The organism is Streptomyces abyssalis, from assembly GCF_001751365.1.
GTDB lineage: Bacteria > Actinomycetota > Actinomycetes > Streptomycetales > Streptomycetaceae > Streptomyces > Streptomyces abyssalis.
The window spans coordinates 628,645-652,893 of record NZ_LJGT01000037.1; the positions used below are offsets into that span (position 1 = coordinate 628,645).

Consider the following 24,249-nt stretch of genomic DNA (forward strand, 5'->3'; position numbering starts at 1 on the left):
CCCGCGCGGCGCTGAGGAGCGGACGCCTTTCCCTTCACCCCTTGGTCTTCTCCGCGCAGGCCACGCAGGTCCTCGCCGTCGGCCGGGCATCGAGGCGCTCCGCGGGGACGGGGCCGCCGCACCGCTCGCAGACCCAGTAGTCACCGGTACGTACCCGCTCGGCGGCGCGGTCGAGGTCGTCCAGGTCCGCGCGTGCCTGCTTCAGCGCATCGCGCAACTGGGCCCGTTCGAACGCGACCGTGGAGCCTTCGGGATCGTGTTCGTCATCGATGTTGGTCATCGCGGACGCTTCGACGACGTCGTCCCACAGGCGCGTCAGAGACCCGATGAGACGCTCGCTGTCGGCCCGTGCGGCGTCGATCCGATCGGCTGCCGCCCTGCGCTGCGCTTCCGGGATTCCTGCTCGCTCCTCCATGAAGCACACAACGTCTGGCGGCGGGCTGTACGTTCCGGCCCGGCGGCGTCACCGCAAGCGCTTCCCCAACTCGCCTCGCGGCGCCGGGCACTTGGTGCGGCGAGGGCTGACGCGGGGTCAGCCGGGTGGCTAGAGTTCTCAGTACAGCGGCAGACATGGGGGCAACGTGACGTCGGTATCCACCTTTCTCGCCTGGAGCAAGCGGGCCCGTAACAGGAACGCGGTCGACAAGGCATTAGGGTGCATCAAACAGCAGCTGGCGGCTTTCGGATTCAGTTGTTACGACTGGAGTGAGAACGAGAGCATCGACAACATCAAGACGAAGATCGGTGACGAGATCATCCGCTCCGACCTGGTGATTCTCGAGGCCAGCGACGGACTGACGCCGAATCTCGGATACGAGGCCGGATTCGCGCACGCACTGAACCGGCCGCTCATCATCGTCAAGCAGGGGAATTCCTCGGAGGAACTGCCTGCGGACTTCGGCGCACCCGAATATCTCGCATACCCCGGCGATGTCACGGACGAGGGCGGATTCAAGGATTTCGAGAACCGCTTCAACCGTCTGCTGACGAACCTGGAGTCCAGCCTCCTGAGCCCCGGCCGCCGCGCCGTACAGCACAGCGTCGACACCATGGCGGAGAAGATCCAGGGTTTCCTCTCCGCGCATCCCGCGGAGCACCCGACGCCGCATCTGATGAGCGGATGGCTCGACGCGCTCGCCCAGGAGGTCGAGAGCGGCGGCCCCAAACAACTGGTCACCGACTCCGACTACTACACGGCGAGCTTCTCGCGGCTTCGCAACTGGGGAGCCGGCAGGGTCGCGGCGATCGCCGACCTCACCGACACCACCGAGCCCTTCTGGATGCCGGACCATCCGGAGGAGCTCAGCGTCAGCGTCGACGAGCGCATCTTCCTCGTCGACTGGAGATGGTTCTTCGAGGAGGAGTTCGCGCTCTCCGAATACGTCAGTCTGTGGAAGCGGCACAAGGTCCGCCACCGTGACCGCAAGTACGAGATCTACATCGCCACGAGAGAGACGCTGCGCGCCGACGAGGTGCATCCGCTCGGATCCGATGCGATCGGCCACCACCTGCTGCTGATCGAGCCGGACATCGTCGGCGGCTACCGGATGAAACCGGGCAACAGCGGCGGCCGCCAGCTGATCGTCAGACGTGACAATTTCCAGCACGCCACCGCCACGCAGTTCTACAACGCGATCAAGCAGCGGGCCGTCCACTTCGATCCGAACAGCAAGGTCCCCGACCTGCGGCGTGAGCTGCTGGCGAAGACCGGGATCGGCCGCTGGGACCTGGAGTGGACGAACGAGACCGAATACCGCTCCTCGGACTACTTCGAGCTGTACGACCGGAACATCCGCTGCTGGATCCCGCTGTACAACCAGATGATCGACGACTGCGCGTCGCACGTCTCACGCGAGATCCTGAGGATCTACGCGCTGCACGCCAGGCCCGTGGACCTGCTGGAGGTCGGCTACGGCACCGGCAACCTGACGCAGCGTCTGCTGCCCTGGATCGAGACCACCAACAAGCCCTTCTTCGACCTCGATCACATGGGCCCGGTCGCGAAGTACCGGGCAGTCGACCGGGCCGAGCAGATGACCAGGCGGGCCCGTGAGTCCCTCAAGCCCAACGACTACAACCACTTCGATTTCCGGCTGGTCCGCGGAACGGCGTGGGAAGGCGTACCGCCCCACCGCTACGAGGTGATCTTCGGCTCGCTGGCCATGCACTTCCTCATCGGACCCGACCCGACGGACGAGACGCTGGACGGATTCTTCGCGAGCTGCGCCGAATACTCGGGCGACGACGCGAGCCTGGTCTTCGCGGACGTCTTCAGCGCGGACACGGAGGACGAGACGCGGCAGATGGTGGAGAACTGGCGCAACTGGATGGTCTCGCACGGCATGGACGCGCGGGACGCCGACACCTACCTGCAGGGCAACGCGGACATGACCCGGGCGACTTCGCCGCAGCGGCTGACCGCCGCGGCCCGTGCGCACGGCTTCGAGTGCGTCGTCCACTCGGTGGGCAGACGCGACATGCCCTTCCGGATCATCGTGCTCCGCAAGTCCGCCCGTTCGGCCCTGTCAGCCAAGTGACGCCGTGCGCCCCGCCTTTGTCGCGCAGCCGGCCACGTAGCCCAGGGCCTGTGCCCGGGCCACGTTACGGATCGCCTCGTGCGGCGGCAGGAAGCGCGGGTGGTGCAGGGGGTTCTCCCGGAACCCCGGTGCGCCGTCCAGCCCTACGAAGACCATCAACGCCGGGCCCAGCCTGGACAGATGAGCGAAATCGTCCCCGCCGCAGGACCGCCACGGCGGGGCCGCCTGCAGGCCGGCGGCCCCGGCCAGAGCCTTCGCCCGGGCCGCGAACGTCTCGTCGTTGACGAGCGGCGGCTCGCTCTTGGTGAACCGGACCGAGCCGGTGCAGCCGTACGCCTGCGCCATTCCCGCCACGACCTCGCGCACCGCCGACCGCAGGGTCTCCTGGTCGGCCCCGTCGAGTGCGCGCAGCGTCGCCGACGCCCGTGCCTCAGCGGGGATCACGTTCTCGGCGGTGCCGGCCTCCAGCCTTCCCACCGTGAGCGCCGCGCCGTGCACGGGGTCGATCCGGCGTCCGACAAGGCCGTGCAGTGCCACGACGACATGCGCCAGGGCGAGGACGGGATCGCGCGTCCTGTGCGGGTAGGCGCCGTGCCCGGCCACACCCTCCACGAGGATCTCGGCGGCGTCTGCCGCGGCGTTGACGGCTCCCGGCTCCGCGCCCACCGCCCCCCACGGCAGGTCGGGGTGCACATGTGCCGCGACCACCGCGTCGACCGCGGCCGCGACCTCCGGCTCGTCCGCCATCGCCAGCGCTCCTGAGGGATGACGCTCCTCGCTGGGCTGGCAGAGCGCCACGAACGGGCCGGGCAGCTCCCGCGCGGGTACCCGCCGTACCGCCCGTGTGAGAGCCACCAGCGCGGCGAGGTGCACGTCATGTCCGCACGCGTGCATATTGCCGTTGCGTGAGGCATAGGGGGCGCCGGTGGCCTCGGTCATCGCGAGGCCGTCCAGCTCGGCGCGGACTCCGACCCCGGGGCCCTCCCCGCCCCCCACGCGGTACATCCGGCCGGTACCCGCCACGGTGATCCCCGGTTCGCCCATCGCCTCCTCGACCGTGCGTGCCGTCGCCGTTTCCGCGAATCCGGTCTCGGGCTCCGCGTGCAGCGCTTCGCGCAGCGCCACGACTCCGGGAATCTCCTCGTCGACGAGCCGGACGAGCCCGGCGAGAAATGCGCCGTATCCGGCAGGCGGCGGCAACTAGTTCACCGTCACGATGACCAGCAACGTCACGTAGGCGAGGGCGAACACCACGGGCACCCATTGTTCGAGCTGTGTGACAGGCCAGTATTTCGACTTGTCCTTTCCCCCGCCGATCGCAGCCCATTCGGCACGGAACCAGGGCGCGGCAGGCAGCCGCTCCTCCAGTGCGCCGATGACCCGGAACTTGGCCGAGTTCAGCTGCCGGTAGGAGCGCAGCAGCCAGAACCACGCTCCGCACTGCACCAGCAGCATTCCGAAAGTGAGCACAAGTACCGAGTCCTGCTGGACCGGTGCGTTCTGGGTGAGCGGTCCGATGAAAGCGAAAACAGTGCTGTTCACCAGGAGGAAGAACGTGTTGGCGGTGGCCCGTCGCACGCTCATGCGGTCGGTCATCTCCACATAGAGCTTGTACTGGTCCATTATGGCCGTCTGGTATTTCTCGGAATGCTCCGTGTAATCCGACTCGTCGATCGCTGTGTTCCACAGACGCCTGCTGACGTCGTCCAGCGAAACCTGCCCCCGACGGAAATAGGATCCCAGGTGGTCGACTAATCCCATGGAATGAGTATGAAGCACCCGCAGGCGGGCCACCAGGGTCCCTCAGCCGGTGCGGACGGTCCGGCACCGCCGTCATGCGGAGGCGGAACCGGGGGCCTGGGACAGGGCGTCCAGGTAGCGCACCTGCGTGTGCTGGAGAGCGTGGTGGAGGGCGCCGGTGACGACGGCCCGGTGGGTGAGGGGAGAGGCGGCGAGATCCGGCACATCGCCGGTGATGCTCTCGATGTGACGGCGCAGCGGTTCCAGGAGCACGTCGCCCGCTGCGGCCACGGCCCCGCTGATGACGACGAGTTCGGGCGCGAGAATCATCGTGAGCGTCGCGACGGCCCGGGCGGTGGAGGCGAGCGCGTGGTCGAGGATCCGGGGTGCGGCGGCGTCGCCTTCCCTGATGGCCTCGAAGACGGTTTCCGCGCCGACGCGTCGCGGATCTCCTTGTACGAGGTCGTACAGAACCGCCCCCGGTGTGCCCGGAGTCGGAGGGCCCGGCTGCCGGGCCAGACCGGCGACCAGTTCCGTTCCGCGGCTGCGCGCGAGCAGAGCGATGCCTTCGGAGGTGCTGCCGGGCATGAGCCTGAGGAAGGACAGGTCGCGGGCCTCGTTGCGGTGCCCGCGCAGCAGGGTGCCGCCGGTGAAGACGCCGACGCCCAGGCGCTCTCCGGCCAGCAGGCAGACCACGTTCTCGGTGCCGGTGGCCAGGCCGCGCCAGCGTTCGGCCACGGCGGCGAGGTTGCAGTCGTTCTCGACGGTCACGTGCCAGCCGAAGTCCTTCTCGACGGCCGCACGCAGGTCCAATCCGAGGAACCCGGGGATGCCGGTGCGCACGCGTACGACGCCGGCTTCGCTGATGGTGCCGCTGGCACCCACGCAGACCGACAGGACGTGTCCGGGCTCGAAGCCCGCTTCGCGCACGGTGGTGACGGCGAGGTCGCGGACGAGGGCGATCCGCTCCTGCGGGGCGATGTCCGGGTCCTCGAAGGTGATCCGGCCGTCGGCGACCGTCTCGCCGCGCAGGTCGGCGAGGGCCGTGCGTGCGGTGTGCGCGCCGATGTCGATGCCGAGCACGTGACCGGCGCCAGCCCGGAAGGCGAACACGCGGGAGGGACGCCCACGGCGTGGGGTGCCCGTCTCATGGTTGGTGTCGGCGGTCTCGGTGACCCAGCCGAGTTCGATCAGGCGCTGTGCCGCGGCGTGGACGGTTGGCCGTGACATGCCGGTGGCCGAGATGAGCTCGCTCGCGGACATCGCGGGTCCGGCGCGCAGGGCTCTCAGTACGCGAACGGCGTTCAGCCGACGGACGTAGGCGGTGTCCGCGACATCTCTTGACGTGCTCGGCATGGCATGCCAGCGTATCGCGAGCCTTTTATTAACGAGTCTTATTAAAGACGGTGCACCCGGGCCCCGACCCCAGGTCCCCAGCCGGAAGGGCGACGACATGACAGCCGCACCGCCGCCGGACGAACCCCCCGGCTCCACGCCGTCCGCCGCCGCTGCCGCATCCGAACCGGCCCCGCAGCCGATGCGGCGGGTCGTGGCGGCGAGCCTGTCCGGCGCGGCTCTGGAGTGGTACGACTTCAACCTCTACGGCATCTCCGCCGCCCTGGTCTTCAACAAGATCTTCTTTCCGGACGTCGATCCGGTCATCGGGACCATGGCGGCGCTGGCCACCTTCGGCGCCGGGTTCGTGCTCCGGCCGCTGGGCGCCCTGCTCTTCGGTCACCTGGGGGACCGCGTCGGCCGGAAGAAGTCGCTGGTCGCGACCATGCTGATCATCGGGGGCGCCACGTTCCTCATCGGTCTGCTGCCCGACTACCGTCACATCGGCATCTGGGCTCCCGTCCTGCTCGTCGTGCTGCGCCTGGGGCAGGGCCTGGGGCTCGGCGGGGAGTGGGCCGGCGCGTCCCTGCTGACCGTGGAGCACGCGCCCCGGCACCGGCGGGGATTCTGGGGGAGCCTGCCGCAGACAGGCGGCCCGATCGGATACCTGATCGCAGTCGGGATCACCAGCCTGTTCGCCGCCCTTCCCGAGAAGGAGTTCCTCGCCTGGGGATGGCGGGTGCCGTTCCTGCTGAGCGCGGTGCTGCTGGTCGTGGGTGTGCTCGTACGCCGCACCATCCGTGAGACCCCCGACTTCCAGAAGGTCAGGGCCTCGGGCACCCGGGAGCGGATGCCGCTTGTCGCCGCCCTGCGCAAGTATCCGCGCACGGTGGCGCTCGCGTTCGGCGCCCGCATCGGCGAAGCGTCCAGCTCGCAGGTCTACCAGCCGTTCATCATCGCCTACGCCACCACGACCATGGGCTACGGGAAGAGCGTCGCCCTGACCGGTGTGGTCCTGTACAACGTGCTCGGCCTGAGCCTGATACCCGTGGCGGGGGCGCTCTCGGACCGGATCGGCCGTAAGCCGCTGTACGTGGCCGGGGCCCTGTTCGTGGCGCTCTCCGCCTTCCCCTACTTCTGGCTCGTGGACAGCCACTCCACGGCGCTGGCCTGGACCGCGATGTGCCTCGCGGCGCTCGGCGGCGCGATCGGCATGTCCAGCGTCCAGAGCGCCTACTTCACCGAGCTGTTCGGTCCGCGGGTGCGCTACTCGGCGCTGGGGATCGCCACGCAGGGCTCCGCGCTCGTGGCCGGGTTCGTGCCCGCGGTGGCGACATCGCTGATCGTCGTCTTCGACTCCAGCTGGCCCGTCGCGGTGCTGCTGGTCGTCGTGGCCCTCGTCTCGCTCGTCTCGACGCTGCTGCTGGCCGAAACCAGGGACGAGGATGTCTCCGAACTCGAAGCACGCCGGTCCGGCGGACCTCAGCCCTCGCCACGGAAGGCCACGAGCCACGAGTGAACACCGAAGCACCCCGCGAACACCCCAACGTGCTGGTCTTCTTCACCGACCAGCAGCGCTGGGACACCACCGGCCTGCACGGCAACCCGCTGGGTCTGACCCCGACACTGGACGGCCTCGCCCGGCGCGGTGTGAGCGTCGACCACTCCTACACCTGCCAGCCGGTGTGCGCCCCGTCCAGAGCGAGCCTGCAGACGGGTCAGTACCCCACGACCACCGGCGTCTTCCGCAACGGCATTCCGCTCCCGCCCGGCATCCCCACGCTGGCCCACCACTTCCGCGCGGCCGGCTACGAGACCGGATACATCGGCAAGTGGCACCTCGCCCCCGACGAGCACACCGGCCCGGTGCCCGAGCGCCACCGCGGCGGCTACGACCACTGGCTGGCCGCGAACCTGCTGGAGTTCACCTCGGACGCCTACTCGACCTCGCTGTACGACGGCGACGGCCGGCCCCGCCACTTCGACGGCTACCGCGCGGACGCACTCGGCACCGCCGCCGTCGAATTCCTCCAGCAGCAGCGGACCGGCCCGTTCTTCCTGTTCCTGTCGTTCCTGGAACCCCACCACCAGAACTCCCGCGACGACTACCCGGCCCCCGACGGCTACCGCGAGCGCTACGCGGACGCCTGGACGCCTGCCGACCTCCGGGCCCTCGGCGGCGGCAACTCCGGCGAGCACCTTGCCGGTTACTACGGCATGGTGCGCCGCCTCGACGAGGTTCTCGGCACGGTCCTGGACGCCCTGGCCCGGCGGGACGAGCTGGAGAACACGGTCGTACTGTTCACCTCCGACCACGGCTGCCACTTCAAGACCCGCAACGACGAGTACAAGCGCAGCCTGCACGACGCCTCGATCCGGGTGCCGACCGTGCTGTGCGGGCCGGGCCTGCGCGGCGGACGCCGGCTGGGGCAACTGGTCAGCCACGTCGACCTTCCTCCCACGCTCCTCGACGCGGCGGGAGTGGACGTGCCCGACGGGATGCAGGGGCGTTCCCTGCTGCCCCTGCTGCGCGACGAGGCCGCCGGCTGGCCCGAAGAGGTGCTGATCCAGATCAGCGAGTCCGAAGTCGGACGGGCCGTGCGTACGCACCGCTGGAAGTACGGCGTGAGTGCACCGGACGCCGACGCCTGGCAAGTCCCGTCGGCCGACCGGTACTTGGAGACCTATCTCTACGATCTGCACGCCGACCCGGACGAACTGGTCAACCGCGTCAGCGACCCCGAGTGCGCCTCCGTACGGCAGGCGCTCGGCGAACGGCTGGCCGAACGCGTCGCGCAGAGCGGTGAGCCGAGGCCCGTGATCGACCCGCCGCTCAGTCCGGGGCAGCCGCAGTGATGTGGCTCAGCACGCACAGCCAGCGGCCGTCCCGTCTCATGAACACGTCCGTCGTCCACTCGTCCGCGTCGAAGCGACTGCCCCGGTAGTGAGCGGTGTTCGTGACCCGTCCGGTGAAGACAGCGGTGTCGCCGTACACGCGGATCCTGGGCGGGCCGACGAGATCCATCGCGGAGTGGGTCAGGTCCCCGGACCGGACGTAGGAGAGGAACTGCTCCCTGGAGGAGACCCCTGTCGCGGAGACCATCACCCAGTCGTCGGCCATGAACCGGGCGATCCGCTCGGAGTCGTCCGAGACGATCGCGGCCGCCCAGTCCGCCGCGGCAGCTGTGAGCCGGGCATGGTCGGACTCGTGGTCGCGGCCCTGGCTCTCCGGGTGGGCACCCGCCTCGTCAGCCATCGCCCGACCGTATACCGGAAGGCGATTCCCTGGCGCTCACCGTGCAGCAGCCAGTCACTCAAGGCACTCATCAGATCGCTCTGTGTGAGCAGTTGATCTGCCCTGCCGTCCGGGCGATACCGCTCGAACGGCCGCCTCGAGTTGGTGCCGCCGTCATTCGCGCGGACCGTGGCAGCAGGGGGCCCGGCTCGACGGTGCGAGGTCTCACCATGCACGAAGCCCTGGTTCAGCGGACCGCCCCGATATCCGCGTTCCGCACGGCGGCGTCGGGCCCGCGGCCTCTTCCGTGGCTGGCGGGCCTCAGCGCTTCGTTCGTCCTCCTCCAGCTGCTCCTGGTGGTGCCCGGATCCGGCATGGGCTGGGACGAGACGGTCTACTTCAGCCAGGTCAGCGGGGAGTTGCCGGCGGCGTTCTTCAGCGCGCCCCGCGCCCGTGGAATCTCCTTCCTGGCGGCTCCGGCGGCGGCGCTCACCTCGTCGATCACCGTCGTGCGGGTCTACCTGGCGCTGCTTTCCGGTGCCGGGCTCTTCGCCGCCCTCTGGGTCTGGCGGACCCTGCTCCCGACTCGCATCCTCTTCACGGCGGGCGCACTGTTCGCGAGCCTGTGGGTCACGCTGTTCTACGGCCCCACGGTGATGCCCAACCTCTGGAGCGCCTTCGGCACCCTCGCGGCCGCCGGATGCTTCGTCCGCGCCGCGCGGGACCGTACCGACCGTCGCGCCCTCGCAGGTCTGGCCCTCTCCGTCGTGCTCGTGGCGCTCATGCGCCCACCGGACGCGCTGTGGCTCGTGCTCGCGCTGACCGCCGTGAGTCTGGCCGTGCGCCGATGGCGCCGGCCCGTGCTGCTGCTTCTGCTCGGCGGGGCCCTCGCCCTGGGATCGGCGGAGTGGGTGATCGAGTCGTACGTCCGCTACGGCGGCCTGTCGGCGCGGCTGCACCGTGCCAGCGAGATACAGGGCGGCATGGGATGGCACATGGCGGTGGACGACCAGATCCGCAGCATGGACGGGCGCACCCTGTGCCGTCCCTGCGACGTGCCCTGGCGGCACCCGCCCACCGCGCTGTGGCTGCTGGCCCTGCCACTGCTGACCGTGGCCGGAGTGGCCGCGGCGCCCCGTATCCGCCGCGCCGCGGCCGCAGCGGTGCCCGCCGTCGTGGCAGCAGTGATCTCGGTGCCGTATCTGTTCCTGATCGACTACGCCGCCCCGCGCTTCCTCCTGCCCGCCTACGCGCTGCTCGCGCTGCCGGCCGCCGAGTTCCTCTGGTGGGCGGCCGCCGGCAGGGACGGCCGGTTCCGCAGGGCACGCACCGGCATCGTCCTCGTCGCGCTCACCGGCCATGTCGCCGTGCAGTGCGCCGTCCTGGCCAACACCGCCGCGGGCAGCAGGGATTCACGGCGGGACTTCTCGCAGGCCGCCGCCAGTCTGCAACGCATGGGCGTACGGCCGCCCTGCGTGCTGTCCGGAGACCACGCGGTGCAGCTCTCCTTCTACACCGGCTGCGCATCCCGTCAGACCGGTGGCCCCGACGCGAGCATCACCCCCGGAGGGCTGAGAGAGGCCGCACGGCAGAAACGTGTCGCCGTCGTCGCGCCACCGGATGCCGAAACCCCCGCTTTCGCCCGCGGGTGGCAACACCGGACGCTTCCCGGCACGTCCCGGTTCGGCGGCTATCAGGTCCATTTGCCCGCCACGGAGCGTGCCGCCCGCTGAACCTCCCTGGCGGGGGACGTCTTCGACGCACCGGCGGCGGACCCGGCCGGTGCTGACGGACGAACCGCCACCACTCATCACCAACCCCCTCGCCCGCGCCGCCCACTTCGGCATCAGGCTGCGCAGGCTATGGCGTTCGCGGCTCGTTTGCGCTGGACTACGACTCGACCGCTCATGACTTCGACACAGGACCCGGTGTCGAGCCCCCCACCTGATGCAGTCGTCTTGTGACCTCCTGACCCGGTGATCTCGCGACTTGCCACGGAGAGGCCGTGAACCGCCGGGAGTTGATCGGGGGAGACGAATGGATTGCGTACGACTGTCCGATGCGGAGCTGCTCGCTCTCGTGCAGCAAGGGGGAGAGCTCTACTTCCCCGCGCTCCATGAACTGGAACAACGGCACTTCCGCGCCGTGCGCACCTTCGCAGCCGCAGGCACCGTACGCCCGGCCGCCGCCGACGAACTGGCATACCAGTCGTGGCAGGCGGCGCTGCGGCAGCATGCGAACGGCAGCGTCAGCGGTGCCCTGCGTCCCTGTGCGCTCTCCTCGGTGCTGAGCACGGCCTCAGTGTGGGCACGAGGGCAGGAACGCTCCGTGCTGAACCGGGAACTGGCCGCGTGGATCGAGACGAACGGCCCCGTGATGCTCGGGAACACGGCCACGGCGGGTTTCCGCCGCCCGTCACTCGTGGCACGCGCCTTCGCCGTTCTTCCGTGCCGCAGCCAGACGGTCCTGTGGCACGGCGCCGTCGAGCGCGACGACAGCGGGCTGACCGGCCGCCTGATCAGCATGGGCCCCGGTGACGTCTCCGTTCTGACCGGCCATGCGCAGAGCGAGCTCCACAACGCGTACGTCCACCTCCTCCGCAACGGGATGGACCACGAGTGCCGTCTCTTCCACCACTTGGTGCTGGCCTACGCGGACGCGAGATCCCTCGACATCGCCATGGACCTCGCGCCGCACCTGGAGCGGTGCCCCCGCTGCTCCCAGGCGGTCGCCGACCTGGGGCGGGTGCGGCACGACTGCGGCGCGCTGGTGGCGCAGGCGCTGCTGCCGTGGGGCGGCCTCGAGCACGCCGCTCGCGCTGCGAACGAGGGCTTCACCCAGGAGACCGTCATGTCCGGCTCCGGTGTGCCCGGCCCGCACACACCCGGTGTGCCCGGTCCGGACGCACCCGGGGTGCCGGGCTGGGACATACCGGCTGTGCCGGGCTGGGACATGCCTGGGGTTCCGGGCTCCGAGATGCCGGCCATGCCGAGCCCGCCGGGCATGGGCCCGCCTGCCGGCCTGCCGCCCGCACGTCTGCCCGCCGCCGCTCTGCCGGCGGGAGGCCGGCCATCCGGGGGCCCGGCGCCCGGCCGTCTCGCGGGGGAAAGCCACCGGACCGGCGGCTCTTCGGCCGGGAGGGGCCGGCACGCCGCCGTCGGCGCGGGGGGCACCCGTGGACGTGCGAAGGGGCGCAGACGCGCCGACCTGGTCGTGAGAGGGTCGGCGGTCGCCGGTGTCTGCGCCGTGGCCGCCGCCTTCGCGTTCGCAGGGGACTTCAACAACGGGGGAGAGCCGCAGAGCAAGGAATCCGCACCGGCACCGGCGCCGCCGGCCGAGGCCACACCGTCCTCGAAGGCCCCCAGCCCTTCCCGTACGAAGCCCACGGCGTCGGCGTCCCCCACGGCGGGCAAGACCAGGCCCGCGCCGCCGAAGCCCAGCACGAAGCCGCCGTCCGAGCCGTCCGTCGGCGCCGACGCGACGGTGGAGTGGCTGTTCAACGAGGTCGACGGCGACGGCACGACGCCCGACAGCTCGGACAACAGCAAGGAGGGCACCCTCTTCGGCACGTCCCGTCCGAGTCCCGTGAAGGGCGGGGCGCTGGCCTTCGACGGGGACCAGTTCGTGGGGTCGCGAGGCCCCCTGGTCGACACGAGCGGCAGCTTCTCGGTGTCGGCACGGGTCAAGCTGGACCGCACCGACGTCTCGCAGACGGTGGTGAGCCAGGACGCGTCGGAGTCCAGCGGCTTCATGCTCCAGTACGACGCGGACGAGTCCCAGTGGGAGATGCGGATCCCGGAGGAGGACACCGACGACGAGGACGCGGACGCCGACGAGGCCGTCTCCGGTTCCCGGCCCCGAGCGGGCGAGTGGACGCATCTGACGGGCGTCTACGACGACGCCGACGACGAGGTCCGGCTCTACGTCGACGGCCGGCTCGGCGAAACCGTCGAGCGGGAGGACGACTTCGACTCGGAAGGGAACTTCGCCGTGGGCCGGGGGCTCCTGGACAACGAGTTCTTCCAGGGAGTCGACGGGGCCATCGACGACGTACTGGCCTTCGGGCGCCCCGTCTCCTCGGCGGAAGCGCGGGCCCTCGCACGCAAGTCCCGCTGACCTCGGCCGGGGCGGCTCTCCCACCGGGCCTGCGACGGACGCGCGCCCGGCGCAGGCCACGGACGGAGTGCCGGGGCCGCCGGACCGTCTCCCCGGTGAGCGTGCGGGCAGCCCGCCCTGGGCCCCTCGCCCACGGGGGAGCGCTGCGGGGAGCCTGCCGGCCCCGGCGCCTCGGCTACGGGGTCGTCTTGTCGGTGTCGTCCGTGTCGCGACGTGCCGAGGGATCGCCGTGGAACTGCGGATCGATCGAGTTCGCAGCGCCGAGGGCGGTGAGGAGCCACTCGTCGTCCTGTGACCGCAGCCGGGCGGCCTCACGATGGGCCAGAGCGGCCTCCAGCTCGTCGAGAGAGGATTCGAGCTGGCTGCTGTCCAATCCGGCTGCTGCGTCACGAACGTTCTGGCGCGCGTCCTCCACGCCTTGGTTCGCGTCCTCGTACAGGGCGTCGGGCTCGGAGTTCTTCGGATCAGCCATACTTCCGAGCGTACGGTTCCCGCGCTGCCGTGTGCGCTGCCGGGTTCCTTCAACTCTGTGAGGGCCTTGTGCTCACCGCGACGGCGCCGGCACGGCACCCCGGCGTCCCGCCACTCACACCGGGTGCTCCCGCGGCTACGGCCTGCTGAAACACCACCCCGGCGGCCTGACGTCGCACGACCGGCGTCCCGTCATTCCGTCACCTCGTACGAGGTGCTGAGGGGCACCTCGCGCGAGGACGGGCCGACGGCCACGCCGTACTCGCCCGGGCGTACGCGGAACCGGTCGGCGCCGGTGTCCCAGTAGGAGAGCTGCCGCGGGTCGACCTCGATCCGCAGCTCCCTGCTCTCGCCGCCCGCCAGGCTCACCTTCCGGTAGCCGGCGAGCTCCCTGGGCGGGCTGTCGGCCTCCGTGTCCGGCTTGCTGACGTACACCTGCGCGGCCTCGGAGCCCGCACGCGTCCCGGTGTTGGTGACGGTGAACGACAGGCTCACCGGGTCGCCGGGGCCGCCGGAGCTCTTCTCGAGCCGGAGGTCCGAGTAGCTGAAACCGCTGTAGGACAGGCCGTGCCCGAAGGGGAAGAGAGGCTCGGTGCCCGTCTTGTCGTACCAGCGGTAGCCGACGTGGACCCCTTCCGTGTAGCGGGCGGTGCCATTGACGCCCGGGTACTGGGCCCTGGTGTTCGCGGGCACCTCGTTCTCGCGTGCGGGGAAGGTCTGGGGGAGCTTGCCCGAGGGGTTCACGTCGCCCCACAGCAGGCGCGCGGTGGCGGCGCCTCCGCGGGCGCCCGGATACCAGGTCTCCAGGACGCTCCTGACCCGGGGCAGCCAGGGCATCAGCACGGGGCCGCCGGTCTGGAGCACCACGACCGTCTCCGGGTTGGCCGCGGCCACCTTCGAGATCAGTTCGTCCTGCCTGCCGGGAAGCGACAGGCCGGAGCGGTCGCCTCCCTCGCCCTCCTCGTCGTGTGCGAAGACGAGGGCCACGTCTGCCGACGCCGCCGCCCCGGCCGCGGCTCGCGGATCGGCCCCGTCGTGGTAGGTGACGTGAGCCGAGCGGCCCGCGCGCTTCCTGACCGCGTCGAGCGCCGTGTCCTCCGAGAGCGGGTCGACCTGGCTGCTGCCGCCGCCCTGCGCCGAGTCGGCGGCGGCGGAGCCGATGACGGCGATCCTGCGGGCCGAGTCCGTCAGCGGGAGGGCCGCGTCGTCGTTCTTGAGCAGGACGGCCCCCTGTTCGGCGACCCGCTGCGCGGCGGCGTTCCCCGCGGCCTCGTCGATCGGGGACGTCTTGGTGCCGTCCCGCTCGAAGAGGCCGAACCTGAACATGACGGTCAGCACTTCCCGTACCCGCTGGTCGATCGCGTCCTGAGGGACGGCGCCCGCGAGCCGAGCGGCACGGACGGTCAGGGAGTTGACGTGGACGGGTAGGGGCAGTTCGACGTTGAGGCCGGCAACGAGATCCGAAGTCCTGTGGGTGGAGGGGTAGTCGGAGACGACGTATCCGTCGAAGCCGAAGCGGGAACGCAGCATGGTGCGCAGGGTGTGCTCGTTGGAACAGGCGTAGACCGTGTTGACGCGGTTGTACGAGCACATCACCGAGCCCGGCCTGCCCTGACGTATCGCCAGGTCGAAGGGCGTGCCGTAGATCTCGTGCAGAGTGCGCTCGTCGATGTCGGCCGAGACGGTCATGCGGTCCGTCTCCTGGTTGTTGGCCATGAAGTGCTTGACGGTGGCGATGACGCCCTGCGACTGGATGCCCGTGGTGCCGGCGCCCGCGATCGTGCCCGAGAGGTAGGGATCCTCGCTGTAGTACTCGAAGTTGCGGCCGTTCACCGGCACCCGCTGGATGTTCGTGCCCGGTCCGAAGAGCTGCATCTGGCCTCTCGCGCGGGCCTCCCGTCCGAGTGTCCGCCCGTACTGCCGCGCGACCTCGGTGTCGAAGCTCGCGGACTGTGCGATGGGGGCGGGGAGTTCGGTGGCCTTCTGCCCGTTGCGTACGCCGGCGGGACCGTCCGTCATCGTCACACCGGGCACGCCGAGGCGCCGGATCGGTGCGATGTAGCCGGTGGTGGGCACGGGGGAGCCGAGGGCGCCGTGCAGCATGCGGACCTTCTCGTCGAGGGTCATCGCCTTCAGCAGCAGGTCGACACGGTCCTCGGGGCCGAGCGATCCGTCCGTCCACGGACGGCCGTGCTCCGCGCCCGCGGTGGCCGCGGATGCGGTGGTCTCCAGGCCGGAGAGCGGGCCAGGGCCCGGCATGGTCAGAGCGGCACAGCACACCAGTGTCGTCGCGACCCTGACGAGGGGCCGAGGAGCTCCCATCACCTCAGCATGTCCTTTCCGCCGCTCGAGCGGCCTCACGGAGGACTGGCACGGAGATGTCCACGTGCCTTAGTTATCCCCATGCACCTGTCAAGAAATGCCGCGGCGGGCCACCCGGTCAGGCCCCGGCGGACCCCGCCGGTGCGCTGTGGGTGCCCGCGGTGGTCCCGGTGCCCCCACCGGCCACGGCACCGGAGGCCCGGCGGGCGCCGAGGAGGACAGCCGTGACGACCAGCCCCCGCTGCGCCTCCCACCGGCCCGTCATGGTGCGCAGCCGCTCACCGTCCACTACGGGCCCCTCGACCAGAAGCCGCGCGGAGAACGTGCCGGCTTCCGCGTCGATGGCGATCTCCGCCTCGGAGAAGTCGAGTTCACGCGCGGTGAGCGGATACCAGGCCTTGAAGACGCTCTCCTTGGCGCTGAACAGCAGGCGGTCCCAGCACACTTCGGGACGCGCCGCCGCCAGGGCGACCAGATGTTCGCGCTCCGCGGGCAGGGAGACGACGTCCAGGACGCCTTCCGGGAGCGGCCCGCCGGGCTCCGCGTCGATGCCGAGGCCGGCCGCGTCGGCGGCACGGGCGACGGCCGCAGCGCGGTATCCGTCGCAGTGGGTCATGCTGCCGATGACGCCCTCGGGCCAGCGGGGAGCGCCACGGTGTCCGGGTATCAGCGGCACGGGCGGCACACCCAGCTGTGCGAGGGCACCCCTCGCACATGCCCGTACGTCCGCGAACTCCCGCTGCCGCTTGGGCACCGCCTTGGCCACGACCGCCGCCTCGTCGGGGAAGAGAGCGCGGCACGCGCTGCCGTCGCCGTTCCCGAACCTCTCTTCCGTGCGCACCTGCCGGGGCAACAGCCGCCCGATCACTGGGCGTTCCCGAGGGTGTCCGCGGTCCGGGAGGACGGCGGTGCCTGCGCGGCGGACCCGGATTCCGGCGACGGCAGGGGAAGGATCTGGCGCAGGGTCCTGCGCGGTGGACGGTCCCGCCACTCGCGCGGGTAACCGACGGAGACCTCCTCGAAGCGCACTCCGTCGTACCAGGTGACCCTGGGAATGTGCAGATGCCCGTACACGGCGGTGACGGCGTTGAACCGTGTGTGCCAGCCGGCCGTCAGCTCTGTGCCGCACCACTGTGCGAAGTCCGGGTAGCGCAGCACGCGCGTCGGCTCGCGCACGAGGGGGAAGTGGTTGACGAGGACGGTGCGTTCGCCCGGGGCGAGGGCCATGAGCCGCTTCTCGGTCTCGGCGACGCGTGCCCTGCACCACTCGTCCCGGCCGGAATACGGGTCGGGGTGCAGCAGGTACTCGTCCGTGCACACCACGCCTGCTTCGCGGGCCCGTCGCAGGGACTCCTCCTTCGTCGCGGCTCCCGGCACGCGGAAGGTGTAGTCGTAGAGGACGAACAGCGGTGCCACGGTCACCGGGCCGCCCTCGCCCCGCCACACCGGGTAGGGGTCCTCGGGAGTCGCGACGCCCAGGCCGCGGCACAGCTCCACCAGGCTCCGGTAGCGCTCCACGCCCCGCAGGTCGCACAAGTCCCGGGGGTGCGTCCACAGTTCGTGGTTACCGGGCGTCCAGATCACCTTGGCGAAGCGCCCGCTCAGCAGCCGCAGCGCCCACTCGACGTCCTCGTGGCGCTCGGCCACGTCGCCCGCGACGACGAGCCAGTCGTCGGCGCTGTCGGGAACCAGCCCGTCGGTGATCGCACGGTTCTCGTCGTATGCGACGTGAAGATCACTGACGGCGAACAGCTTGCCCTTCATCGAGACGCCTTCCCCCCGCGGCTCAGTGCCGCGTCGTACACGCGACGGACACACCGACGGACAGTACACCGCCCGGAAGAGGGCGTTGAACCGGCATGTACGACAGAAGGGACTTCCGTCATAGGCTGAAAACCGCACCCGGACGGAGAGGAGGCTGAGGTGACCGGTACGACGCAGACCGAGACGACGACGGCCGATGTGATGGCGGAACTGGCCCAGCTCGAGGACCCCAAGGCACGCGAGGTCAACGAGAGGCACGGCGACGATCACGGCGTGAACCTCGGCAAGCTGCGCGCGCTCGCGAAGCGGCTCCGGACGCAGCACGAACTCGCCTCCCGGCTCTGGGCGACGGAGGACACCGCCGCGCGGCTGCTCGCGATCCTGATCTGCCGCCCGAAGGCTTTCGGGCGAGACGAGCTGGACGTCATGCTGCGCGAGGCACGCACCCCCAAGGTCCACGACTGGCTCGTGAACTACGTGGTGAAGAAGAGCCCGCACGCCGAGGAGCTGCGCCTGGGCTGGTTCGCCGATCCCGATCCCGCGGTCGCCAGTGCCGGCTGGGCTCTGACCACCGAGCGCGTGGCGAAGAAGCCCGATGGCCTTGATCTCGCGGGGCTGCTCGACGTCATCGAGGCGGAGATGAAGGACGCCCCGGACCGGCTGCAGTGGGCGATGAACCACTGCCTTGCCCAGATCGGGATCGGGCACGCCGAGCACCGCACCCGTGCGATGGGCATCGGTGAGCGCCTGGAGGTGCTCAAGGACTACCCGACGTCGCCGGGCTGCACTTCCCCGTTCGCCCCCACCTGGATCACCGAGATGGTGCGCCGGCAGCACGCCTGAGAGCGCGTCTCACCAGCTGAGCCCGCGGCGGCAGACGACGACGCCGCGGGCCTGAGCGGGGCACCGACTTCCCGCCCCCGCAGGGTGGTTGACCCCCGTTGTGCTTCTTGCGTCGGGGAGGTCAACCACCCGGCCGTGCGGGTCACGCCTGGAGCCACCACGGGCTCGAGTACGCCACGCCCCAGTCGTTGCACGGGTGACCCGAGGGCCCCGGGGAGGGGTTGGACTGGGACGGGTCGGAGACGCGCAGGACGATCCAGTTGCCGTCGGCAGCGTTCAGCGGCACGGTGAACGTCGTCAGCTGGTTGGACTGCGTCTCGATGACGTCCACAACGGCCGGCGCGTCCGAACCGGGGCGCAGGACCTGGATGTTGAGAGGCTTGCCCTCCCACTCGGGGCCGCGGTCGAGGTCGACGGTGAACTGGACGTCGCCCGAGGCCAGGCCGAGGGTTCCGCCCATCTGGACGCTTCCGGCCATCGCGTCAAGTCGCAGGCCCGACACGCGCGTTGCGAAGAACCGCCGGGCCCGCATCGCCTCGAAGACGCCCGCGCGGGTGTTCTCGGTGACCCACAGCCCGCTGCGGCCCTTGCCCTCGGGGAAGCCCCAGTCGGTGCCGTGCTCGTCGGTGACGCCCGTCAGGCCGGTGCGCCAGCCGGCGTTGAGGCAGGCGACGAGGGGCGAGCGGCCGGATTCGGCCCAGCCGTCGAAGAGGTAGTCGTCGCCGCGGTTGAACATCTCCAGGCCGACCATCTTCTCCAGCACCCCTGCGGAGAAGCTGAAGTTGTCGAACATCTGAGCCTCGCGCCCCGGGTGGTTGAAGCTGGCGACGGCCTCGCGGCCCTGCAGCCAGCTGTAGAGCGAGCCCGGACTGCCGGCGCCGCCGAGGTCGACCCAGTCGTCGGTGAACCAGACGTTGGCGTGGCCCTGCAGCGGGTGGGACCACTCGAAGCCGCGGATGGCGGTGTAGGCACCGGGGTCGTTGGCCGAGTCGGCGAGCCGGCCCGTACGGTCCCACTCCTCGGAGCTGAGGCCCTCGATCGACAGCAGCGTGGCGTGGTCGGTGAGGGCGGCGACGTCCAGCCCCGCGTCGCGCATCGAGGCGAACGCGAGTTCGGGATCGCCGTCGCCGTCGGACATGGCGGTGTGGTTGTGCATGTCGGCGTGTACGAGCGTGGTGCCCTGCGTGAGACGGGAGGCCCTGGCGGCTCCGGTGCGCTTGACCGGTATGTCGGAGGATCTCGCGGTCCGGGTGCCGGCCGCACTCGCGGTGCCCGGGGCCGAGGCGAGGATGAGGAGGCCGCTCGCACCGGCGAGCATGGAGCGACGGCTGGGTGTGCGGTGGTGGTCGTGCTCGTGAGTCGTCATGCGGGGTATTTGAGCGCAGAGTGGTCTACTCGTCAGTACCCCGCGCACGACGGATGGTTGAACTTCTCCTCCGCAACACCTCCCGGGCGCTGCGCGTCAACTGCCGTCAGTGGCGGAGGAGTTGCCCTCAGGGCAGTTCGTTCCCTCCTCGGGCAGCCTGCCGTCGAGCAGGAACGCCTCGACCTTCTCGTCCACGCAGGCGTTGCCCGACAGATAGACCGAGTGGTTGCCGCCGTCGACGGTCAGCAGCCGGGACCCCTGGAGCTTCTCCAGCGCTCCCTTCGCGCTGCCCAGTGAAGTGGCGTGGTCCTCCTTGGAGTTGACCAGCAGCATGCCGGGCAGTTCGGCCTTCGCCACGTCGGGCAGTGCCTCGCCCTGCGGCGCGTCCCAGAACATGCAGGGCTTGAGCGTCTTCCAGCCGGCGTACGGGTACTTGACGGCGTTCTGCTCCGCGACTTGGAGGGCGCGGTCGACCACGGGCGCACCGTCCTCGGTCTGCCTGGCCCACTGGGCGTCCTGGCAGCGGATCGCGGACTCGGCCCCGGTGAAGGTGAAGTAGGGATCGAGCGCCTCGTACGCGTCGGCCGTGGCGTCGTCCACGGCGGGGGTGCCGTTCCTGGCCGCCTCGCGCAGGCCGAGCCACAGCTTCGCCAGGTTCTCGTGCTTGGTGTCCGAGTACATCGCCTGCCGGATCACCTCGTCGAACTTGTACTTCGACAGGTCTGTGCCGCCGACCTTGCGCGGCAGGGTCTCCCGTACGGCCTCGTACGTCTTGAGGACCTGCTCCTTGGTCGTGCCCAGGCCGCTGTCGCCGTTGCCGTTGCCGTTGCCGTTGCCTTCGCCGTCCGCGGCGACGTCGGTCTCGGCCAGGTCGGCGGCGAGGTTGCCCAGACTGGCCTGCGCGGACTTGCCCGCGTCCGGGTCGACCGCCGTCTCCGGCGCCCAGGTGCCCCTCGGGTCGACCACGCTGTCCAGTACGAACCGGCCGACGCGGTTGGGGAACGCCGCCGCGTAGTACGCGCCCATCGCCGTCCCGGCCGAGTATCCGAGCCAGTTGATCTGCTCGTAGCCCAGTACGGCCCGGATCAGGTCGATGTCGCGGATCGTCTGCTGGGTCGTGACGTACTGGAGCCCCTCGGTGTTGTCCTTGCAGGCCTGGGCGAACTGCTCGTAGCTCTTCCTGTAGGCGTCCTGTGCGGACTTCTTCTTCGTCGCATCCGGAGAGGCGAGGTCCCGCATGTCCAGGTTCGAGTCCTTCAGGAGCGGGCTGTAGCCGAACTGGTCGCCGCACTTCACCGTGGGTGTGCTCGCGCCGGTGCCCCGGGGGTCGAACCCGACGATGTCCATGTTGTCCGGCACCCCGGTGGAGTCTGCCTCGACCCAGTTCTTGACGGCCTTCACCCGGCCCGCGATACCGGGGCCTCCCGGATTGTAGAAGACGCCTTTCTTCCCGGCTTTCTCCGCGTCGCCGGCCTTCAGCCGCGAAATCGCGAGCGTGGCCCTCTCCCCGGAAGGGTCGGACCAGTCGAGCGGTGCGTCGATCGTGGCGCACTCCGCTCGGGCGTAGTCATCCCCGTGGCCTGCGAGGTCGAGGTCCTGGACGCCCGTCTCGAAGGCTCCCTTCTCGTCCGGGTCCGGCTCGTAGCACGGTTCCCAGTCGGGTTTCTGCCCTTTGAGCTCCTCGACGGCGGCCTCCCCGGCCGGTTCCCGGCCGTGCGCCGTGGAGACCGCCACCGTGCCGGCGGCCACAGCCGCCAGGGTCACCACTCCCGCCAGCAGACGGCGGCCTCCCACGCCTTGAGCGGTTTCTCGTCCTTTTCTCATCGCAGCATTCCCCCATTTTCGGCGAGCAGGAATACTCGCCAGGCCCATGTCCACTGTCCACGCGGATACCGGACGCTATCGGCCGGAAATTCCTGCCGTACATGAGTAGCGCGTGCTCAACGCGGTTCGGTCGGTGCGGCCCCGGCGCGCGAAATCTGAGCATCCGATGCTCTGTTCCACGGTCCGCCCTGCGGCGACGCTTGGCCCTTGTCTGCTCCGGCGGCCGGACGGGGACGGCCGGGGGAACGTGGGGAACGTGCTCCGGCTGCCTTCTGGACCACCGGCGCAGACCTCCCACGGAGGCGCGTGAGCCGGGCCGGCTTCCCCCTGACGCGGTGCGGCTCCCGCGCCCCTGGGAGTTCGCGGACCGGCACACGACTCGAACCGTACGTACCTGCGGAGAGAGAAGAGCTGAGGACGAAAACGGGCGGGAGGAACGACCATGGGGCTCAGCCACAGATACGGGGACGTCAACCGGCGCACGCTGCTCGCAGCCGGCGCCGGTGGAATCGCGGCACTGATCGGTGCCTCGGCATTCGGTGCCGGCGTGGCCAGGGGCGCCCGGCCCGCAGCCGCGGTGCGGCAGGTGGCGAAACCCCTGATCATCGCCCACCGGGGGCTGAGCGACATCTGGCCGCAGCACACGATGCAGGCCTACAAGGCCGCGCGTGCCGTCGGTGACGACATCGTCATCGAGGCGGACGTCTTCGCCTCCTCGGACGGCGTGCTCTTCTGCCGTCACGACGCGCTCCTTGCGGACAGCACCGACGTCGAGGAGAGGTTCCCCGCGGACGCCGGCGCGAACGTCTGGGAGCTGCCCGCGGCGAAACTGGAGCAGCTCACCGGGACCGGCGGAGACTCCTCTCTCCAGGGCGGAGTGACCCCTCCACCCGCGGACGTGAAGGTTCCGCGTTTCGCCGGCCTGCTCGACTACGCGAAGGCCGAAGGCGTACGGGTCTACGTGGAGACCAAGCACGCCGGAGCCGTCGCTCCCCTGAGAAGGCTGCTGGCCCGCGAGCTGAACGGGGCCACGCCGGATGTGTACGTGGAGTCCTTCGAGGCACAGCACCTCGTCGACTTCGGCTTCTCCGAGTTCCGTAACCGGACCCGGCTGATGCAAGGACTGCCCGACGACGACAGTGAGCTGCGGGCGGTCGGCGAGTACGCAAGCGTCCTCGCACCAGCCGCCAAGGCGATCACACCGAGCGCCGTGGCCAGGATTCACTCAGCGGGGCTGAGCGTTCACGCCCACGGCCTCGAAGAGGCCGGTCTGCCCGAGAGCGATCAGGGGTCCTACACGTCCCTCCTGGACGCCGGGGTGGACGGAATCTTCACCGACCGGTGCGACGTCGGCCAGGAGGCCCTGAACAGCTGGTTGCGCCGCAACCGCTGACGGGGGCGGCCCGTGCCGTCGCCGCGGAGACCCGCGACCTTCCGGTTGCAACCAGCAGGAGGAGTACATGGCTCAGGTCGTCTCGACCGCACGACGGGAGATCGCGGTGACGCAGGACGCGCTGTTCGGCGCGGTCGCCGACTACGCCGGAACAAGGCCGAGGCTGCTGCCGGGGCTGACCGCGTACGAGGTGCGCGAGGGCGGCAGGGGCGCCGGCACCGTGGTCCGGTGGACGCTCGAGAGCAACGGCAAGCGCGTGCGTGACTGCCTCCTGGACGTGAGCGAGCCGTCCAAGGGCGAACTCGTCGAGAAGGACCGCGGCTCTTCGATGGTCACCACCTGGAGAGTCACCCCCGGCTCGGGCGACGGGGCAGCGCTCGTCAGTGTGCGGACGACCTGGCAGAGCGCGGGTGGCGTCAACGGCCTTTTCGAGAGGTTCTTCTCATCGAAAGGGCTCGAGCGGATCTACGGCGTGATGCTCGCCAGACTCGCCGCCGAGCTGGAGAGGTGACCACGGCCCGGAGACCGCGCGTTCCCGGAGCCCGTGGCGATCGCCGGGACGCTCTCCTGTGAATGAGCGTCGATCACTCGTGTGCTCACCGGCCGCATCCGGCCGGCGACCGGGTTCCCGTCGATGATGCGCGGAACGACAACTCTTCCCGAACAAAGCCTTGATGAGGGCGTTTGCGCACGACCGGCGCAGACGCGGCCTCGTCCTGCCGGTGAAAGACGTCCAGCGGGGGACTGAACATGACCAACACCCAGGGGGTACGGGAAAATGCACATCTCGTTTTTGATCAATAGTGCGTTTGGTATGGGGGGAACGATCCGGACGACGTTCAATCTGGCGCGGACGTTGGCTGAGCAGCATGAGGTGGAGGTTGTGTCGGTCTTCCGGTACCGGGACCGGCCGTTCTTCGATCCGGGGCCGCGGGTGCGGCTGCGGTCGTTGGTGGATATGCGGCGGCACAGCTCCGGCTTTGAGGGGGGCGATCCGGAACATGCCCTGCCGGCGCGGGTGTTCCCGCGTGGTGACGGGCGGTTTCCGCAGTACAGTCCGCTGACCGACCGGCGTATCGGTGAGGATCTGCGGACCACGGCTGCCGATGTGGTCATCGGCACGCGTCCGGGGCTCAACGCGCACATCGCCCGGCAGACCCGCCGGGGTCCGGCGCGTGTGGGGCAGGAGCATTTGACGCTTGCCACGCATCCGGCGCGGCTGAAGCTGATGCTCCGTGGTACGTATCCGCGGCTGGATGCGGTCACGACGGTGACGGAGGCCGACGCGCGTGATTACCGCAGG

At 70.2% G+C, this 24,249-nt stretch carries 20 protein-coding genes; 9 read left to right on the forward strand and 11 right to left on the reverse strand.

Annotated elements, in window-relative coordinates:
* Positions 1-34 precede the first annotated feature (34 nt).
* Entirely contained in the window at positions 35-415 is a 381-nt protein-coding gene (locus tag AN215_RS05915) for a TraR/DksA family transcriptional regulator (protein WP_070010297.1), read from the reverse strand.
* Between the two features lie 166 nt (positions 416-581).
* Here AN215_RS05915 and AN215_RS05920 point away from each other — a divergent pair, with 166 nt between their 5' ends.
* A complete protein-coding gene (locus AN215_RS05920) occupies positions 582-2,537 on the forward strand; it encodes a class I SAM-dependent methyltransferase (protein WP_070009878.1) in 1,956 nt (651 codons plus the stop codon).
* On the opposite strand, the gene AN215_RS05925 is transcribed toward AN215_RS05920, so the two are convergent.
* From AN215_RS05925 to AN215_RS05935, 3 genes are all read right to left on the reverse strand, one after another.
* Positions 2,526-3,737 carry a M20 metallopeptidase family protein gene (locus tag AN215_RS05925; protein WP_070009877.1) on the reverse strand — a complete coding sequence of 404 codons (1,212 nt, stop codon included), beginning with the start codon at positions 3,735-3,737 and terminating at the stop codon, positions 2,526-2,528. The two genes, AN215_RS05920 and AN215_RS05925, sit on opposite strands and share 12 nt — an antisense overlap.
* Entirely contained in the window at positions 3,738-4,298 is a 561-nt protein-coding gene (locus AN215_RS05930; RefSeq protein WP_245694270.1) for a RipA family octameric membrane protein, read from the reverse strand.
* A gap of 72 nt (positions 4,299-4,370) precedes the next feature.
* Entirely contained in the window at positions 4,371-5,633 is a 1,263-nt protein-coding gene (locus tag AN215_RS05935) for an ROK family transcriptional regulator (protein WP_171904132.1), read from the reverse strand.
* Between the two features lie 97 nt (positions 5,634-5,730).
* On the opposite strand from AN215_RS05935, the gene AN215_RS05940 reads away from it, so the two are divergent.
* Positions 5,731-7,131 carry an MFS transporter gene (locus tag AN215_RS05940; RefSeq protein ID WP_070009875.1) on the forward strand — a complete coding sequence of 467 codons (1,401 nt, stop codon included), beginning with the start codon at positions 5,731-5,733 and terminating at the stop codon, positions 7,129-7,131.
* Positions 7,128-8,468 carry a sulfatase family protein gene (locus tag AN215_RS05945; RefSeq protein WP_070009874.1) on the forward strand — a complete coding sequence of 447 codons (1,341 nt, stop codon included), beginning with the start codon at positions 7,128-7,130 and terminating at the stop codon, positions 8,466-8,468. The genes AN215_RS05940 and AN215_RS05945 overlap by 4 nt, the downstream gene beginning before the upstream one ends.
* Here the strand turns inward: AN215_RS05945 and AN215_RS05950 are convergent.
* Positions 8,446-8,868, reverse strand: coding sequence for a nuclear transport factor 2 family protein (locus AN215_RS05950; RefSeq protein ID WP_070009873.1), 423 nt, complete (start codon positions 8,866-8,868; stop codon positions 8,446-8,448). The genes AN215_RS05945 and AN215_RS05950 overlap by 23 nt on opposite strands.
* A 209-nt stretch (positions 8,869-9,077) precedes the next feature.
* Here AN215_RS05950 and AN215_RS05955 point away from each other — a divergent pair, with 209 nt between their 5' ends.
* Positions 9,078-10,580, forward strand: a complete 1,503-nt coding sequence (locus AN215_RS05955; RefSeq protein WP_070031116.1) for a hypothetical protein — start codon at positions 9,078-9,080, stop codon at positions 10,578-10,580.
* A 304-nt stretch (positions 10,581-10,884) separates the two neighbouring features.
* Positions 10,885-12,963, forward strand: a complete 2,079-nt coding sequence (locus AN215_RS05960) for a LamG domain-containing protein (protein ID WP_070009835.1) — start codon at positions 10,885-10,887, stop codon at positions 12,961-12,963.
* A 175-nt stretch (positions 12,964-13,138) separates the two neighbouring features.
* On the opposite strand, the gene AN215_RS05965 is transcribed toward AN215_RS05960, so the two are convergent.
* The 4 genes from AN215_RS05965 to AN215_RS05980 all read right to left on the reverse strand — a co-directional run bounded on the left by AN215_RS05965 (position 13,139) and on the right by AN215_RS05980 (position 17,520).
* Positions 13,139-13,435, reverse strand: coding sequence for a hypothetical protein (locus AN215_RS05965; protein ID WP_070009834.1), 297 nt, complete (start codon positions 13,433-13,435; stop codon positions 13,139-13,141).
* 191 nt (positions 13,436-13,626) lie between these two features.
* Positions 13,627-15,756 (reverse strand): beta-glucosidase family protein, encoded by a 2,130-nt coding sequence (locus AN215_RS05970; protein ID WP_079122730.1) that lies wholly within the window; start codon positions 15,754-15,756, stop codon positions 13,627-13,629.
* Positions 15,757-15,874: 118 nt separating this feature from the next.
* Positions 15,875-16,624: a 4'-phosphopantetheinyl transferase family protein gene (locus AN215_RS05975; protein ID WP_070009833.1), complete on the reverse strand. Its 750-nt coding sequence runs from the start codon at positions 16,622-16,624 to the stop codon at positions 15,875-15,877.
* Positions 16,621-17,520, reverse strand: a complete 900-nt coding sequence (locus AN215_RS05980; RefSeq protein WP_070009832.1) for a metallophosphoesterase family protein — start codon at positions 17,518-17,520, stop codon at positions 16,621-16,623. The genes AN215_RS05975 and AN215_RS05980 overlap by 4 nt, the downstream gene beginning before the upstream one ends.
* Before the next feature lie 201 nt (positions 17,521-17,721).
* Between AN215_RS05980 and AN215_RS05985 the strand changes: the two genes are divergently transcribed.
* Positions 17,722-18,363, forward strand: a complete 642-nt coding sequence (locus tag AN215_RS05985; protein ID WP_070009871.1) for a DNA alkylation repair protein — start codon at positions 17,722-17,724, stop codon at positions 18,361-18,363.
* A 142-nt stretch (positions 18,364-18,505) separates the two neighbouring features.
* On the opposite strand, the gene AN215_RS05990 is transcribed toward AN215_RS05985, so the two are convergent.
* Positions 18,506-19,729: a CehA/McbA family metallohydrolase gene (locus AN215_RS05990; protein ID WP_070009831.1), complete on the reverse strand. Its 1,224-nt coding sequence runs from the start codon at positions 19,727-19,729 to the stop codon at positions 18,506-18,508.
* Positions 19,730-19,825: 96 nt separating this feature from the next.
* Positions 19,826-21,523, reverse strand: coding sequence for an alpha/beta hydrolase (locus AN215_RS05995; protein WP_070009830.1), 1,698 nt, complete (start codon positions 21,521-21,523; stop codon positions 19,826-19,828).
* A gap of 472 nt (positions 21,524-21,995) precedes the next feature.
* Here AN215_RS05995 and AN215_RS06000 point away from each other — a divergent pair, with 472 nt between their 5' ends.
* The 3 genes from AN215_RS06000 to AN215_RS06010 all read left to right on the forward strand — a co-directional run.
* On the forward strand, positions 21,996-22,946 hold the full coding sequence (locus AN215_RS06000) for a glycerophosphodiester phosphodiesterase (protein WP_070009829.1): 951 nt from the start codon (positions 21,996-21,998) through the stop codon (positions 22,944-22,946).
* A 67-nt stretch (positions 22,947-23,013) separates the two neighbouring features.
* Positions 23,014-23,457 (forward strand): SRPBCC family protein, encoded by a 444-nt coding sequence (locus AN215_RS06005; RefSeq protein WP_070009828.1) that lies wholly within the window; start codon positions 23,014-23,016, stop codon positions 23,455-23,457.
* A 267-nt stretch (positions 23,458-23,724) separates the two neighbouring features.
* Positions 23,725-24,249: glycosyltransferase (locus AN215_RS06010; RefSeq protein ID WP_139140694.1), on the forward strand; the 525-nt coding region annotated here is incomplete at its 3' end.

What these genes read in the sequence shown, in the direction of transcription:
- AN215_RS05915 (WP_070010297.1), bottom strand. Translation starts at nt 415, where the DNA reads ATGGAGGAGCGAGCAGGAATCCCGGAAGCGCAGCGCAGGGCGGCAGCC.
- AN215_RS05930 (WP_245694270.1), bottom strand. Translation starts at nt 4,298, where the DNA reads ATGGGATTAGTCGACCACCTGGGATCCTATTTCCGTCGGGGGCAGGTT.
- AN215_RS05935 (WP_171904132.1), bottom strand. Translation starts at nt 5,633, where the DNA reads ATGCCGAGCACGTCAAGAGATGTCGCGGACACCGCCTACGTCCGTCGG.
- AN215_RS05940 (WP_070009875.1), top strand. Translation starts at nt 5,731, where the DNA reads ATGACAGCCGCACCGCCGCCGGACGAACCCCCCGGCTCCACGCCGTCC.
- AN215_RS05950 (WP_070009873.1), bottom strand. Translation starts at nt 8,868, where the DNA reads ATGGCTGACGAGGCGGGTGCCCACCCGGAGAGCCAGGGCCGCGACCAC.
- AN215_RS05955 (WP_070031116.1), top strand. Translation starts at nt 9,078, where the DNA reads ATGCACGAAGCCCTGGTTCAGCGGACCGCCCCGATATCCGCGTTCCGC.
- AN215_RS05960 (WP_070009835.1), top strand. Translation starts at nt 10,885, where the DNA reads ATGGATTGCGTACGACTGTCCGATGCGGAGCTGCTCGCTCTCGTGCAG.
- AN215_RS05965 (WP_070009834.1), bottom strand. Translation starts at nt 13,435, where the DNA reads ATGGCTGATCCGAAGAACTCCGAGCCCGACGCCCTGTACGAGGACGCG.
- AN215_RS05970 (WP_079122730.1), bottom strand. Translation starts at nt 15,756, where the DNA reads ATGGGAGCTCCTCGGCCCCTCGTCAGGGTCGCGACGACACTGGTGTGC.
- AN215_RS05980 (WP_070009832.1), bottom strand. Translation starts at nt 17,520, where the DNA reads ATGAAGGGCAAGCTGTTCGCCGTCAGTGATCTTCACGTCGCATACGAC.
- AN215_RS05985 (WP_070009871.1), top strand. Translation starts at nt 17,722, where the DNA reads ATGGCGGAACTGGCCCAGCTCGAGGACCCCAAGGCACGCGAGGTCAAC.
- AN215_RS05990 (WP_070009831.1), bottom strand. Translation starts at nt 19,729, where the DNA reads ATGACGACTCACGAGCACGACCACCACCGCACACCCAGCCGTCGCTCC.
- AN215_RS06000 (WP_070009829.1), top strand. Translation starts at nt 21,996, where the DNA reads ATGGGGCTCAGCCACAGATACGGGGACGTCAACCGGCGCACGCTGCTC.
- AN215_RS06005 (WP_070009828.1), top strand. Translation starts at nt 23,014, where the DNA reads ATGGCTCAGGTCGTCTCGACCGCACGACGGGAGATCGCGGTGACGCAG.